Source organism: Candidatus Arsenophonus phytopathogenicus (assembly GCF_056113345.1).
In genome coordinates this window covers 267,040-279,838 of sequence record NZ_JBUIOB010000019.1, presented here as the reverse complement: position 1 = coordinate 279,838, position 12,799 = coordinate 267,040, and the positions used below count along the sequence as shown (strand labels likewise).

Below are 12,799 nucleotides of genomic sequence, written 5' to 3'. Positions count from 1 at the left end.
TATTTTACGGAATATTGATTTAGGAATAATCATTTTATTAATTTGGTATAAAATTAAACAACAAACAAAAGCAAATAAAAAATCAATCATCGCTAAAAAATTCGCTTGTCTTCGACCCTCAAACCCAATCCACAAATTCAGAGATTGGCACATTGGTCATGGCAATTTTTTCAGCAAACGTATTTAATGAAAATAGCAGGATAAAACTAACAAGACACCAACGCATTTTTTCCCCTCCCGTATATTCTGATTTTACAGGCACTCATCACTTCAATATTGTAACCTTGTTGAATAAGCTCACCGGATTCAATCATTTCATTATCCATTAAAAATAAAATCCGCGTTTCATCACCTAATAATTTAAATGATTTTATTTTTAATTTATTTATTTCAAATTGCTTAACGACCTGTGTTTCTAATATTTCTTTTTGAGGATGATGAATAAAAAAATAACCTATAGAAATACCCAATAAACAGCCTAAAATTAATAATCTTAATTTTGAAAAGCGTTTTAAATAAATACGAGTTAACCGCATAATTTTGCTTAATGTTAATGGTTGTTGATAACGCCCATAAATAGAATAAGGCGGTAAAAGACAATAAACGCCCTTATTATAAAAAGAAGAAAACTGTTGTTTGGTATCATAGGCATCATATAAATCCGTACCACGATATATCCAACGTTCAACAACAGGCGATTGAATGTTATCGCCATATTTAACTATCCCTAAATGAATTTTTGGCGCGGATATTTTGGCACCAAAAATAATACTCAATAATGACCCAATCAATGGAACGGCAAAGCGGTCAAGTCTTCGGCAATAAACCACATGCTCGGCTAACGCTTCTCTGGCCTGTTTATCCACTAATGAAATATTTTGCACTAAAAAAATAATATCCCAGCCTAATTTACGGGCATGTAAAAACCAGTCTAAAACAGGTTGACGGCTTTTATCATTCCAGCTGCGGGTATTTAACCAAGTGCCACATTCATCAAGCACTAATAACCCATTTAATTTTTCATCATACGTTTTATTACCACGCCCAATGGCATTTAAATCAAATAACGTCGGTTTATCGGGTAAACGATAAATCATTATTTTCTTCGCTATTTTACCAACAGCGGGCATATTATGGGGTTTTAAATCAATATTTGTCGCCACCGGACAACCCTTTATTAATTTATCCTGAATCTTCGCCACGGAAATTAATGATTTTCCAGAGCCTAATGCCCCTGTGACAAAATAAACCGCCATTTATAAAATCCTGTGGTCATAATAAGCGAAACTAAAGCCGTAACAATTAATCCCGTTCTCGTGATTAATTTAGTAAATAACACCGCGATATAACTTAATACCAAAGGAACAAAACCCGTTAAATAACGTAATACCGCTGCAAGTCCTAATAATACGGGCATTAATCACCTCCCTTGCGTAACAACGAAGTTAACGAAGTGAAAACATACCAAAACGTCAATGCTGCCATTGCCCACGAAAGCAATGATTTTATTGCGGTTAACTTATCGCACCCAATTCTGATTTCATAAACGTCGTCCGCAAAAAGAATAAAATCAGAACACCCCTGACCATTAGGAAAAATAGACACATGACTAAAAATTGAACGCCAAAAAGATCCCTCTTTAACCTCTAACGGACTGGCAATCTTAACCGCTGTATCAAATACCGATTCTCCTTGACCATATAAAGTCGTATCAGGATCAGCAAAATTACCTGCCCCTCTTAATAAATTATCAAACGACCCAGAAATACTTTTTAATGATTCATCGGTTTTTTTAGTCGCCTCTGAAGTATCCTTACCACTATCATATTCTTCAATTAACGATTTTTTTAACGCCGTTTCTACCGCAGAAGCAATATCATCCTCGTCATCTGAACCATTTCCACCCGCACCACCGCCGATACTACCGCTTCCTTCATTCCCGCCGGAACCGCCACCCGCACCACCGCCGCCCTCATGCCCACCAGAACCCTCACCCGGATTACCTCCATGACTGCCAGAACCATTCCAATCTCGAAAACCAGGTTATATACTTCCGGTAACCCTACTGTTGCCATAGCGATTACCTATTCTGCTAAATCAAGGAACATTTCAACGTTATGCCCCGTTAAGGGTTGTCCTGTCTGCTTATCGTGATATCTAAACGAACGCTCAAAGCCAGAAATACGGCAAACCAGTTCATTCACTTCTGAATCAATCGCCACCACACGCCGTTTAGAACGTATTTTTACAACCGGCGGTTTAGAATAAGGGTCAGGCGCGGGTAAAATAACGGTGGTATAAACATGTCCATCATTAGACGTACTGACACGGGTCACTTTTCCACTAATTACCGTTTGATATAAGGGCAATGCAGCCATAATGGTTCACCTTTCTTGATTCAAGCATTTGCCACTTGTTTAAATGGATAAATAGTATTTTGACGTTCAAAAACACTGACTGGCTCGACATACCAGTCAGGCCGTTGTTGAGAAAAATCGATATGAATAACTTTATAAAAAGGAATGACGTTAGATTTATCGCCCGTGAGATTTTGTAATTGTGATTTGCTGATACCAATATTGGTTAATAAAATCAAATTATCATAAAATGTTCTTCTTGCCAGAGAGTTAAAAACATTTAAATAACCTTCATTGACTAAACGACGATAAAAACCAAATATTCGTTGGGCTTTGGCATAGGAAATATTGCCTTTTGGCGTAGTGGAATAATAATGTGATTTTAATCGTTCAAAAATATGTTCATCATCATAAATATTCATTTCCATACCCCTCAGTGCCGTCAGCAAATCATCAAAACTTTTCATCCACAGATTGTAAATTAAATTAGCCCCATCACGTTCATAGTGTTGTTGATAAAAACAAAGCGCCGAAAAATTAACCGGGATCTGATTATCTTTTAAAAACCGTTTTTTTAATCGCCCTTCTAACCGCAACAGGTTATTGGCAAAATCCGTCAGGCGTTTATCATTTAAAATGGCATACTGATTAAGCAACACCTCATCATTGGGATTAACCTTTAATTTTCTTTGTATTTCACCCAAACGTTTTGCCAATTCAGGGGCTTTGTAATAAATACACAATTCCCTGTGTTTAGAGCCACGGTTAAAATAGACGGTTGATTCATAATCGTTTGATTTCGTGGCTTTGGTTTGTCCATGACTGATATTTTTGAAATAAGCAATCACCTGTTTACAAATACTTTCCGTTGGTAATCTCACTGATAACGTTGTATGAAGCTCAGAAACTTCTGTATTTGCTACATCTAACAGATTAAAAAGATGCGGCATGGAAACCGCTAGATTAGTGATTAACTCCAAACCACATAACGCAATATTGGTTGAACCAAACACGTTATGCCCCTGCAAGAGTTTGGCAGGTGAAGCCTTAAGATTGACGCGCGGGAAAATCAAATGGGTTCCCTGATAAATTTTCATCCCCAGACTGGCAAAATGCGTCGAGAGCGATTCAAAAGGATGCGTTAAGCCCTGAACAGATAAATCCCCTTTTATTTCAAATTCCACATCACGAGCAGACAAGCGAATACCGCTTAATTTAGCAATCTGCATAAAATCGATAGAGCCTCCTCCGTGCTCTCTATCACGAGATGTTCTCATTACATACTCATCTTTAAATGGAATCTGAAGCTCAAGAAGATCAATCATAATAACCACTATATGAATACTAATACTGATTATATATAGTCAAACATCTTTAAATAGTCAACTTACTATTCATAAATAAGTTATTATTTCTATAAATGACTCACAAGAGAGAATTTTTATGGCTATAGGTGATAATATACGAACAAGGAGAGAAGCTTTAGGAATGACTAGAGAAGAGTTAGCCGAAAAAACACAAATATCATTCTCTCAATTATCAAAAATAGAAAGAAATGAACAAAAAAATCCAACTATTCAATCAATTATCGCAATCAGCACCGCTTTAAATTGTTCAGTTGATGAGCTTATATATAATAAAAAATCAACTGACACTAATTATTTAATAAAAGTAATAAATAACTTGCCATTAGAAGATCAAGAAGTAATAAAAAAAATAAGTAAAGGTATGAGCCTGATAAATCAAGCTGAAGAAATGTTAAATAAAAATCAATAAATATAATAAAACATGTAAAATAATGCGGAATCCGCACAAGAGTACATAATTTAGTCATGCACTCTTGATTACGCAACATTTAATTAACAAATGGCTGATGTAAATGGAAAAGAAAAAAATAATAAAACAACTAAAAGAACTAGAAATTGAATTTAGAAAAAATAACCCTGACGTCATCGGTTATACCCTGTTTAATACCGTTAATCGAAAATCCCTTATTTGGGCTTACCGTCAAGTCAGGCTATCTAGATTAATAAAGCAAATGTTTACAGCAAACAACTCCAGTATTTAACTGATTGATCGCTTTTGAATATTGGAAGATAAAGGAGTTTAGGTTAACCAAGTACACGCAAAATTATCATATATTTTGCTTCAATGCCTCTTATGAAAAAGGAAAAAATGATGAATGATATTCAATCAACTTTACCGGCTACAAATTCAGTAACTCAATATAATACATCATCATATAGTGATGGTATGGAGAGCATTTCTCAAATCAACGAACTGATGATGATGCTAACTGAAATGCTAAAAAAACTCCGTAATACCTTGCAAGAATTTAACCAGAAACAACAAGAACTAGGATGGAATATCCAGGTTGCTTCAATGGATAAAAAACGTGAAGGCATAGATAACGCAAATTCTGCGGCAAAATGGGCAGCATGGGGACAAATAGCTGCAGGCGGGATCGGCCTAGCTGGAACAGGGGCTGGAGCATTATATGGTCGTTCCGCCGCGGTAGCTGCAAATACAGTTGATAAAGCCAATCAGGCAATGCAAACAAGTTTAACAGTCGGAGGACAGATTGGATCAGGTTTAGGTCATGGCACACAAGGCATTACACAAATACAATCGGCTAACGACACAAAATTAGCAGAACTAGATAAATTGACAGGAGAACTTCAAACAACTAATGCGCAAAATTACGCAAAAAATACTAATGATTTAGCAGACAAAATTCGGCAAGTTTCTGAGCAAATGAGAGCTTTTACGAAAGATTTAGTTGAGTTACATAGTCGAATAAATTCGGCCATTCGCCATTAAAATTTGTTTTAACAATTAAAGTTAATAAACTCACTGTATGTATTTTTTAAGATATGAAAAAAACAAAAGAACCATCATAAATTTAAGAGGATAAATTATGATTACTTCATCAGTGGATTCATTCAGCAGTAATGCTATTTCAGGATCGTATAGTGTTACACATGGCTATAAAGAAGATCCTATATTATCTCAAGGTATAGAAATATTATATACTTTCATGAACTTACTCACAGATTTAGCCAACGCAAAATATCTTGAAATGAGAAAAAGAGCCGATTTTTCAAGAGATTCTCAAGAAATGGCTAATCGAGTTGATGAAATCATCGCTAAGGTAGCGAAGGAAGGCGATAAAGCAAAAGCAGAAATTCCTGACGATGTCAGAATATTTATGGAAAAAAATAATATCACTGTTGACGGAAAAAACATCAACGATTACGCGCCAAAAGGTCAAGCTTTAGATCAAGGTCAATTACAGGCAGTAAAAGCCGCAATCAAAACCGTATCAGACAGAGCTTCTGATTTTGTTTCTCAATCACAATTACAAATTCAAAAAGTCATGCAGACTTACAATGTTACCGTTAGTTTACTCAATAGTATGCAAACTATGCTAGGAGAAATGAACAAATCAATTGCGCAAAATATCCGCTAAAAATGAGAATGATATCAAATACAAAAGGTAAGTAACCGCAGGTTCGCACAATGGCGTTATGTGTAAATGGCCGCCGTCTGCGAGGAGATATTTTCGCAGACGGCTATTCAACATAACGGCGTTGTAGATTATGCGAACCTTAATGGCAAATCAGTGGTTTCAAATTTGAATCGTCTATATTGGTACAGAAGTTAAACGTTCTTTGGGGAATTGTGATATACTCAAAATAAAAGGAGCCTACCTATGTCTATCAAAATAAATGATGCGACCAACATATTCATCAATAATAACGTTATTAATTTAAAAGAAAATGATAAAAATAGTAAGTTACTCTATATAAAAAACTTTTTCTATCAAATAATAACCCTTGGATTAAAAAGGTCTTTGTTTGAAGCAAGAGCAGAAGAAAAAAAAATTATTTAATATGGCCTTTTCTGTATTTAAAGCTATGCACCTTTCTTTTAGTGATATAAAAAAAGATTATCAGAGAGACATGTATTTTTCCCCTTGTAGAAAATATAAGATATATCAATGTGAATATAATATATATATTAGTAAGTTAGACAGAAACGGTGATGAAATTACTGATTCACGTATCGAACTGGCTAACCTTAGTAAAAGAGAATATTTTGAAAACTTCAAAAAAAAATTCTCAGAAATTAAAGAATACAATAGCTATAAAGAAATAGTAGATAACAATTACAAAATAATAAGTGAATTAAAATATTTTAATATCAATATATTAGATAATCTCAAAGAAGTAGCTATTCGTTATACGATAGAAAATAGTTCTAACTATTTGAATAATCCAAACAACTTTGAATTAAAGAAAAAACTAGAAAAAACATCACGTTCTTTTAAAGAATACACAGAAAATAAAATAGAAACACTTAATTTGGGAATGGATGATTTAATTCCCATGATTCATTTTTTCCTTGAAAGTAATGAAGAATTACAAAGAGTTTTATTAAAAACAGACATTCACGAAAGTTATATGTTTGACGTTATCGATGAGAAAAATAAACTTTATGATGACCGAAGAGCTGCAAATTGGACACATATATCAACCATTCTTAAACTAATTAACGATAGTAAATCCGTAAATATAACATTACAACAGAATAAAAAAGATGAAATGGCAGATAATAAATATGAAGAATTCAATTTATTAGAAGAAATAGATAATTATATACTACAAAATAGCGAAAAAATATCGTTCAACTTCTGAGCAAATCAGAAAATATATTAAAAATAGATAACAATACCGTGATAATGCGGTATTATTTCACCAGATTCTAGATTGTGCGAACCTTAATGGTATTTTACGGAATATTGATTTAGGAATAATCATTTTATTAATTTGGTATAAAATTAAACAACAAACAAAAGCAAATAAAAAATCAATCATCGCTAAAAAATTCGCTTGTCTTCGACCCTCAAACCCGATCCACAAATTCAGAGATTGGCACATTGGTCATGGCAATTTTTTCAGCAAACGTATTTAATGAAAATAGCAGGATAAAACTAACAAGACACCAACGCATTTTTTCCCCTCCCGTATATTCTGATTTTACAGGCACTCATCACTTCAATATTGTAACCTTGTTGAATAAGCTCACCGGATTCAATCATTTCATTATCCATTAAAAATAAAATCCGCGTTTCATCACCTAATAATTTAAATGATTTTATTTTTAATTTATTTATTTCAAATTGCTTAACGACCTGTGTTTCTAATATTTCTTTTTGAGGATGATGAATAAAAAAATAACCTATAGAAATACCCAATAAACAGCCTAAAATTAATAATCTTAATTTTGAAAAGCGTTTTAAATAAATACGAGTTAACCGCATAATTTTGCTTAATGTTAATGGTTGTTGATAACGCCCATAAATAGAATAAGGCGGTAAAAGACAATAAACGCCCTTATTATAAAAAGAAGAAAACTGTTGTTTGGTATCATAGGCATCATATAAATCCGTACCACGATATATCCAACGTTCAACAACAGGCGATTGAATGTTATCGCCATATTTAACTATCCCTAAATGAATTTTTGGCGCGGATATTTTGGCACCAAAAATAATACTCAATAATGACCCAATCAATGGAACGGCAAAGCGGTCAAGTCTTCGGCAATAAACCACATGCTCGGCTAACGCTTCTCTGGCCTGTTTATCCACTAATGAAATATTTTGCACTAAAAAAATAATATCCCAGCCTAATTTACGGGCATGTAAAAACCAGTCTAAAACAGGTTGACGGCTTTTATCATTCCAGCTGCGGGTATTTAACCAAGTGCCACATTCATCAAGCACTAATAACCCATTTAATTTTTCATCATACGTTTTATTACCACGCCCAATGGCATTTAAATCAAATAACGTCGGTTTATCGGGTAAACGATAAATCATTATTTTCTTCGCTATTTTACCAACAGCGGGCATATTATGGGGTTTTAAATCAATATTTGTCGCCACCGGACAACCCTTTATTAATTTATCCTGAATCTTCGCCACGGAAATTAATGATTTTCCAGAGCCTAATGCCCCTGTGACAAAATAAACCGCCATTTATAAAATCCTGTGGTCATAATAAGCGAAACTAAAGCCGTAACAATTAATCCCGTTCTCGTGATTAATTTAGTAAATAACACCGCGATATAACTTAATACCAAAGGAACAAAACCCGTTAAATAACGTAATACCGCTGCAAGTCCTAATAATACGGGCATTAATCACCTCCCTTGCGTAACAACGAAGTTAACGAAGTGAAAACATACCAAAACGTCAATGCTGCCATTGCCCACGAAAGCAATGATTTTATTGCGGTTAACTTATCGCACCCAATTCTGATTTCATAAACGTCGTCCGCAAAAAGAATAAAATCAGAACACCCCTGACCATTAGGAAAAATAGACACATGACTAAAAATTGAACGCCAAAAAGATCCCTCTTTAACCTCTAACGGACTGGCAATCTTAACCGCTGTATCAAATACCGATTCTCCTTGACCATATAAAGTCGTATCAGGATCAGCAAAATTACCTGCCCCTCTTAATAAATTATCAAACGACCCAGAAATACTTTTTAATGATTCATCGGTTTTTTTAGTCGCCTCTGAAGTATCCTTACCACTATCATATTCTTCAATTAACGATTTTTTTAACGCCGTTTCTACCGCAGAAGCAATATCATCCTCGTCATCTGAACCATTTCCACCCGCACCACCGCCGATACTACCGCTTCCTTCATTCCCGCCGGAACCGCCACCCGCACCACCGCCGCCCTCATGCCCACCAGAACCCTCACCCGGATTACCTCCATGACTGCCAGAACCATTCCAATCTCGAAAACCAGGTTATATACTTCCGGTAACCCTACTGTTGCCATAGCGATTACCTATTCTGCTAAATCAAGGAACATTTCAACGTTATGCCCCGTTAAGGGTTGTCCTGTCTGCTTATCGTGATATCTAAACGAACGCTCAAAGCCAGAAATACGGCAAACCAGTTCATTCACTTCTGAATCAATCGCCACCACACGCCGTTTAGAACGTATTTTTACAACCGGCGGTTTAGAATAAGGGTCAGGCGCGGGTAAAATAACGGTGGTATAAACATGTCCATCATTAGACGTACTGACACGGGTCACTTTTCCACTAATTACCGTTTGATATAAGGGCAATGCAGCCATAATGGTTCACCTTTCTTGATTCAAGCATTTGCCACTTGTTTAAATGGATAAATAGTATTTTGACGTTCAAAAACACTGACTGGCTCGACATACCAGTCAGGCCGTTGTTGAGAAAAATCGATATGAATAACTTTATAAAAAGGAATGACGTTAGATTTATCGCCCGTGAGATTTTGTAATTGTGATTTGCTGATACCAATATTGGTTAATAAAATCAAATTATCATAAAATGTTCTTCTTGCCAGAGAGTTAAAAACATTTAAATAACCTTCATTGACTAAACGACGATAAAAACCAAATATTCGTTGGGCTTTGGCATAGGAAATATTGCCTTTTGGCGTAGTGGAATAATAATGTGATTTTAATCGTTCAAAAATATGTTCATCATCATAAATATTCATTTCCATTCCCGTTAACGCCGTTAGCAAATCATCAAAACTTTTCATCCACAGATCGTAAATTAAATTAGCCCCATCACGCTCATAGTGTTGTTGATAAAGACAGAGCGCTGAAAAAAAAGACTTTCCGTCGCTAATCTTACTGATAAAGTTGGGTGAAGCTCAGAAACTTCGGTATTCGCTACATCTAACAAATTAAAAAGATGTGGAATGGAAGCCGCTAAATTAGTGATTAACTCCAAACCACATAATGCAATATTGGTTGATGCCCCTGTAAGAGCTTAGCTGGTGAAGGCTTAAGATTGACGCGCGGAAAAATCAAATGGGTTCCCTGATAAATCTTGATGCCCAGACTGGCAAAATGGGTTGCTAACGATTCAAAAGGATGCGCTAATCCGTGAACAGATAGTATCACCTTTTATTTCAAATTCCACATCACGAGCAGGCAGTCGAATACCGCTTAATTTAGCAATATGCATAAAATCGATAGAACCTCCTCCATTCTCCCTATCACGAGACGTTCTCATCACATACTCATCTTTAAATGGAATCTGCAATTCAAGGAAATCTATCATGTACAAATCTCAATATTTACATCATGCACACATGATATAAGGAATATTTGCATGTTGTAAATACACATGCATAAAATATTGAATAAAAAAAAGATATGATTAATAACTAAAAGGGGAAATTCGTTATGACATCCAAGAGAGCAGATACAACAGTAAGAATAAACGAAGAAAGAAAGCTAGAACTAAAAAGGAAAATACTAGAAATAGGAAATAAAACAGGAGATATACTAAAACAATCAGAATTAGTAAGTTATCTTATAGATAATTATCTTGATGATGCAGTAAAAGATATAATAGCTAAAAAAACTGTCAGGAAAGCATAGATAAAATAGCAATATCATTGTTATTAAATGTGGAAATAAAAAATGAGAATATCAATAAATATACCCAGACAATCATATCAACATAACGACGTTGCACATTATAGGAAATTTTAAGAAGCAAACTAACAAAAGTTATAACCATACTCAAAATACTTCAAGATACAGTCACGTATTCTGCTGATAGAACAAACAGTAAGGTCATTGGTCTTACTGCCCTACATTTCAAGTTAATTCTGCATCTACTGGAATACTGGATTGGTTGTTTTTAGTAAATTGATAAAACGGTCTTTTTTCTTTGACCATCAATTATTGTTTGGTCTATTGAACCTTTCAAGGGGTAACTATAGCTAGGCCCATCCATATAAAAACAACGATACGTACCCGTTGTGACTTTATAGTCATAGTCGATGATTATAGATAAAATTTCATCTCCATTTTTGTCCTTAATATAGAAACTATTATCCTCAAAATATTTCACTCTGTTCAGAAAATTACCTTCCCATTTAGGATGGACTAATTCACTAAGCCTTTCAAAAATATTTTCTACATCATCCGGTGTTGTTCCGATTGGTGGATGGCAAAGTTTATAAATGCATTCTTGTGCTTCAGCCTGATGTGTTGAACAAAAAAAAATCCTTTATTTTCTCCCATAAACTCATGTGAGGAGGCGTATTTTTCTCTAAAATGTCGTTAATTTTTTCATTACTGATGTAAGTGTGAAAATAACCTGAACCGATACTAATAGACATAATTAACTCCTTCTAAAAAATCAAAGTTAATAGGTTTATTCTTAAGTAAACCTTTTAAAATGATAGTCTACAATATTTTAACTCGCTTTATTTGATGAAAATTCTACTTTGTTGGTAACACGATTAAATTTTCCAGCAAGACCAATCGGTCTTGCTTTTGAATCGTTATAAATACGGTCATCTATTATTTTTGTTGTTGATTGATAATTAGCGTTATTTACTCTATCCATTATATATCGTCCTAATGCAAATATTACAACTGGAAATATATTTAATGCTTCCATTGATCCCTGCTCGATAAGTGATTAAAAAACTTTTTCTTTCTTTTCTTTTAGGGCAATCGCATTGGTAGCATCAATTTTTTGATGTTTTTTATGTTCCTGCCCGTTATTTCGTTCTGGTATTTTTTTGTTTAGATCTACTGTAATTTTTTTCGATATGCCAATAAAGAACCCACCAGCCTCAATAGACAGATTTTCACTATAAATCTCACCTTCGATCATGCCATTTTTTTGAATTTCAATTAAATTTGATTCAACACGACCATCAATTTTTCCATCGATAATCGATTTTTTGGCTAATATGCTGCCTGTTACTATGCCAGTTCTTGTCACAATAACCGTGTTTTCTTTACATAAAATATTGCCGATATATTTACCATCAATAAGTATATCTGCGTCTGAGACAATATCGCCGGTGAAGCAAGTTTCAGAGCATATAATAGTTTTCTTGTCACTTTTGCTTTCAAAATTATTTTCTGTACTTTCAATTTCCCGTTTCTTAAACAAAATATTTCTCCTAAAATAATAGATAATTAGCAGGCTAGAGACTAATCCGCTGCTAAAGCAAACCCAAAAGAATCCAATGGAATACATGATGATAGAAAAACACCATGCAATAATTGCTACGTTGATTAATCGCACATAGTCCTCCACCGGATTTTAATTAATTAGCCCAACATTAAATGCAGAGTTTATAATGCGTAAAGTAAAAAATTTTTTTGTCTATTATAAAACAAAATTAATCATTATTCATTATATTAGTTAGTTTTAGTATATTGCAATGCATTTTCGGTCAAAAATATGACTTATGTTACAATTTTTATACTTTTATTCTGATATGCAAAATTTATAAATTATTATTTTATTGTTCAAGTTAATTTTTTAATACTATAAAACATGAACCGTTACTATTTTGATAACAATATAAGCGTTATTTTGTTGTAGTGATAT

General features: G+C 34.0%; 25 protein-coding genes. 7 read left to right on the top strand and 18 right to left on the bottom strand.

The features are described 5' to 3' along the window. Positions 1-206: 206 nt before the first annotated feature. The 6 genes from AC01GB_RS16100 to AC01GB_RS16075 all read right to left on the bottom strand — a co-directional run bounded on the left by AC01GB_RS16100 (position 207) and on the right by AC01GB_RS16075 (position 3,682). On the bottom strand, positions 207-1,256 hold the full coding sequence (locus AC01GB_RS16100; RefSeq protein WP_474452674.1) for a zonular occludens toxin domain-containing protein: 1,050 nt from the start codon (positions 1,254-1,256) through the stop codon (positions 207-209). Then, positions 1,226-1,417: a hypothetical protein gene (locus tag AC01GB_RS16095; RefSeq protein ID WP_474452673.1), complete on the bottom strand. Its 192-nt coding sequence runs from the start codon at positions 1,415-1,417 to the stop codon at positions 1,226-1,228. Before AC01GB_RS16095 ends, AC01GB_RS16100 begins: the two co-directional genes overlap by 31 nt. Continuing rightward, on the bottom strand, positions 1,417-1,605 hold the full coding sequence (locus AC01GB_RS16090; RefSeq protein WP_474452672.1) for a hypothetical protein: 189 nt from the start codon (positions 1,603-1,605) through the stop codon (positions 1,417-1,419). The genes AC01GB_RS16095 and AC01GB_RS16090 overlap by 1 nt, the downstream gene beginning before the upstream one ends. A gap of 254 nt (positions 1,606-1,859) precedes the next feature. After that, complete coding sequence (locus tag AC01GB_RS16085; protein WP_474452671.1) at positions 1,860-2,075, bottom strand: hypothetical protein; 216 nt, start codon at positions 2,073-2,075, stop codon at positions 1,860-1,862. A gap of 9 nt (positions 2,076-2,084) precedes the next feature. Continuing rightward, a complete protein-coding gene (locus AC01GB_RS16080) occupies positions 2,085-2,378 on the bottom strand; it encodes a DNA-binding protein G5P (RefSeq protein ID WP_474452670.1) in 294 nt (97 codons plus the stop codon). Between the two features lie 20 nt (positions 2,379-2,398). After that, the gene (locus AC01GB_RS16075) at positions 2,399-3,682 is read right to left on the bottom strand and encodes a phage/plasmid replication protein, II/X family (protein ID WP_474452678.1); all 1,284 of its coding nucleotides are present in this window, start codon (positions 3,680-3,682) and stop codon (positions 2,399-2,401) included. Positions 3,683-3,800: 118 nt separating this feature from the next. On the opposite strand from AC01GB_RS16075, the gene AC01GB_RS16070 reads away from it, so the two are divergent. The 6 genes from AC01GB_RS16070 (at position 3,801) to AC01GB_RS16045 (ending at position 7,054) form a co-directional block, all read left to right on the top strand. Then, entirely contained in the window at positions 3,801-4,133 is a 333-nt protein-coding gene (locus AC01GB_RS16070; RefSeq protein WP_032116486.1) for a helix-turn-helix domain-containing protein, read from the top strand. 103 nt (positions 4,134-4,236) lie between these two features. After that, a complete protein-coding gene (locus AC01GB_RS16065) occupies positions 4,237-4,425 on the top strand; it encodes a hypothetical protein (protein WP_474451769.1) in 189 nt (62 codons plus the stop codon). 107 nt (positions 4,426-4,532) lie between these two features. Then, entirely contained in the window at positions 4,533-5,177 is a 645-nt protein-coding gene (sseD, locus tag AC01GB_RS16060; RefSeq protein ID WP_474451768.1) for a type III secretion system translocon protein SseD, read from the top strand. Between the two features lie 97 nt (positions 5,178-5,274). Beyond that, on the top strand, positions 5,275-5,826 hold the full coding sequence (gene sseB / locus AC01GB_RS16055) for a type III secretion system translocon protein SseB (RefSeq protein WP_474451767.1): 552 nt from the start codon (positions 5,275-5,277) through the stop codon (positions 5,824-5,826). A 243-nt stretch (positions 5,827-6,069) separates the two neighbouring features. Beyond that, positions 6,070-6,249 carry a hypothetical protein gene (locus AC01GB_RS16050; RefSeq protein WP_474452677.1) on the top strand — a complete coding sequence of 60 codons (180 nt, stop codon included), beginning with the start codon at positions 6,070-6,072 and terminating at the stop codon, positions 6,247-6,249. After that, positions 6,215-7,054, top strand: a complete 840-nt coding sequence (locus AC01GB_RS16045) for a hypothetical protein (protein ID WP_474452676.1) — start codon at positions 6,215-6,217, stop codon at positions 7,052-7,054. Before AC01GB_RS16050 ends, AC01GB_RS16045 begins: the two co-directional genes overlap by 35 nt. A gap of 296 nt (positions 7,055-7,350) precedes the next feature. Here the strand turns inward: AC01GB_RS16045 and AC01GB_RS16040 are convergent, their stop codons facing one another. From AC01GB_RS16040 to AC01GB_RS16000, 9 genes are all read right to left on the bottom strand, one after another. Beyond that, positions 7,351-8,400 (bottom strand): zonular occludens toxin domain-containing protein, encoded by a 1,050-nt coding sequence (locus AC01GB_RS16040; RefSeq protein ID WP_474452674.1) that lies wholly within the window; start codon positions 8,398-8,400, stop codon positions 7,351-7,353. Beyond that, the gene (locus AC01GB_RS16035) at positions 8,370-8,561 is read right to left on the bottom strand and encodes a hypothetical protein (protein ID WP_474452673.1); all 192 of its coding nucleotides are present in this window, start codon (positions 8,559-8,561) and stop codon (positions 8,370-8,372) included. Before AC01GB_RS16035 ends, AC01GB_RS16040 begins: the two co-directional genes overlap by 31 nt. Next, positions 8,561-8,749 carry a hypothetical protein gene (locus AC01GB_RS16030; RefSeq protein ID WP_474452672.1) on the bottom strand — a complete coding sequence of 63 codons (189 nt, stop codon included), beginning with the start codon at positions 8,747-8,749 and terminating at the stop codon, positions 8,561-8,563. Before AC01GB_RS16030 ends, AC01GB_RS16035 begins: the two co-directional genes overlap by 1 nt. A 254-nt stretch (positions 8,750-9,003) precedes the next feature. After that, positions 9,004-9,219 carry a hypothetical protein gene (locus tag AC01GB_RS16025; protein WP_474452671.1) on the bottom strand — a complete coding sequence of 72 codons (216 nt, stop codon included), beginning with the start codon at positions 9,217-9,219 and terminating at the stop codon, positions 9,004-9,006. Positions 9,220-9,228: 9 nt separating this feature from the next. Then, on the bottom strand, positions 9,229-9,522 hold the full coding sequence (locus tag AC01GB_RS16020; protein WP_474452670.1) for a DNA-binding protein G5P: 294 nt from the start codon (positions 9,520-9,522) through the stop codon (positions 9,229-9,231). 20 nt (positions 9,523-9,542) lie between these two features. Next, on the bottom strand, positions 9,543-10,058 hold the full coding sequence (locus AC01GB_RS16015) for a phage/plasmid replication protein, II/X family (RefSeq protein WP_474452924.1): 516 nt from the start codon (positions 10,056-10,058) through the stop codon (positions 9,543-9,545). Next, positions 9,983-10,162 (bottom strand): hypothetical protein, encoded by a 180-nt coding sequence (locus AC01GB_RS16010; protein ID WP_474452669.1) that lies wholly within the window; start codon positions 10,160-10,162, stop codon positions 9,983-9,985. Before AC01GB_RS16010 ends, AC01GB_RS16015 begins: the two co-directional genes overlap by 76 nt. Continuing rightward, positions 10,153-10,335 carry a phage/plasmid replication protein, II/X family gene (locus tag AC01GB_RS16005; RefSeq protein ID WP_474451763.1) on the bottom strand — a complete coding sequence of 61 codons (183 nt, stop codon included), beginning with the start codon at positions 10,333-10,335 and terminating at the stop codon, positions 10,153-10,155. Before AC01GB_RS16005 ends, AC01GB_RS16010 begins: the two co-directional genes overlap by 10 nt. Beyond that, positions 10,298-10,495 carry a hypothetical protein gene (locus AC01GB_RS16000; RefSeq protein ID WP_474451762.1) on the bottom strand — a complete coding sequence of 66 codons (198 nt, stop codon included), beginning with the start codon at positions 10,493-10,495 and terminating at the stop codon, positions 10,298-10,300. The genes AC01GB_RS16005 and AC01GB_RS16000 overlap by 38 nt, the downstream gene beginning before the upstream one ends. Positions 10,496-10,620: 125 nt before the next feature. Here AC01GB_RS16000 and AC01GB_RS15995 point away from each other — a divergent pair, with 125 nt between their 5' ends. Continuing rightward, positions 10,621-10,818 (top strand): hypothetical protein, encoded by a 198-nt coding sequence (locus tag AC01GB_RS15995; protein WP_026823657.1) that lies wholly within the window; start codon positions 10,621-10,623, stop codon positions 10,816-10,818. A gap of 605 nt (positions 10,819-11,423) precedes the next feature. On the opposite strand, the gene AC01GB_RS15990 is transcribed toward AC01GB_RS15995, so the two are convergent. The 3 genes from AC01GB_RS15990 to AC01GB_RS15980 form a co-directional block, all read right to left on the bottom strand. Further along, the gene (locus AC01GB_RS15990; RefSeq protein WP_474451761.1) at positions 11,424-11,567 is read right to left on the bottom strand and encodes a hypothetical protein; all 144 of its coding nucleotides are present in this window, start codon (positions 11,565-11,567) and stop codon (positions 11,424-11,426) included. Between the two features lie 77 nt (positions 11,568-11,644). After that, positions 11,645-11,851, bottom strand: coding sequence for a hypothetical protein (locus tag AC01GB_RS15985; protein WP_474452668.1), 207 nt, complete (start codon positions 11,849-11,851; stop codon positions 11,645-11,647). Positions 11,852-11,872: 21 nt separating this feature from the next. After that, on the bottom strand, positions 11,873-12,355 hold the full coding sequence (locus AC01GB_RS15980) for a bactofilin family protein (RefSeq protein ID WP_474452667.1): 483 nt from the start codon (positions 12,353-12,355) through the stop codon (positions 11,873-11,875). Positions 12,356-12,799 lie beyond the last annotated feature (444 nt).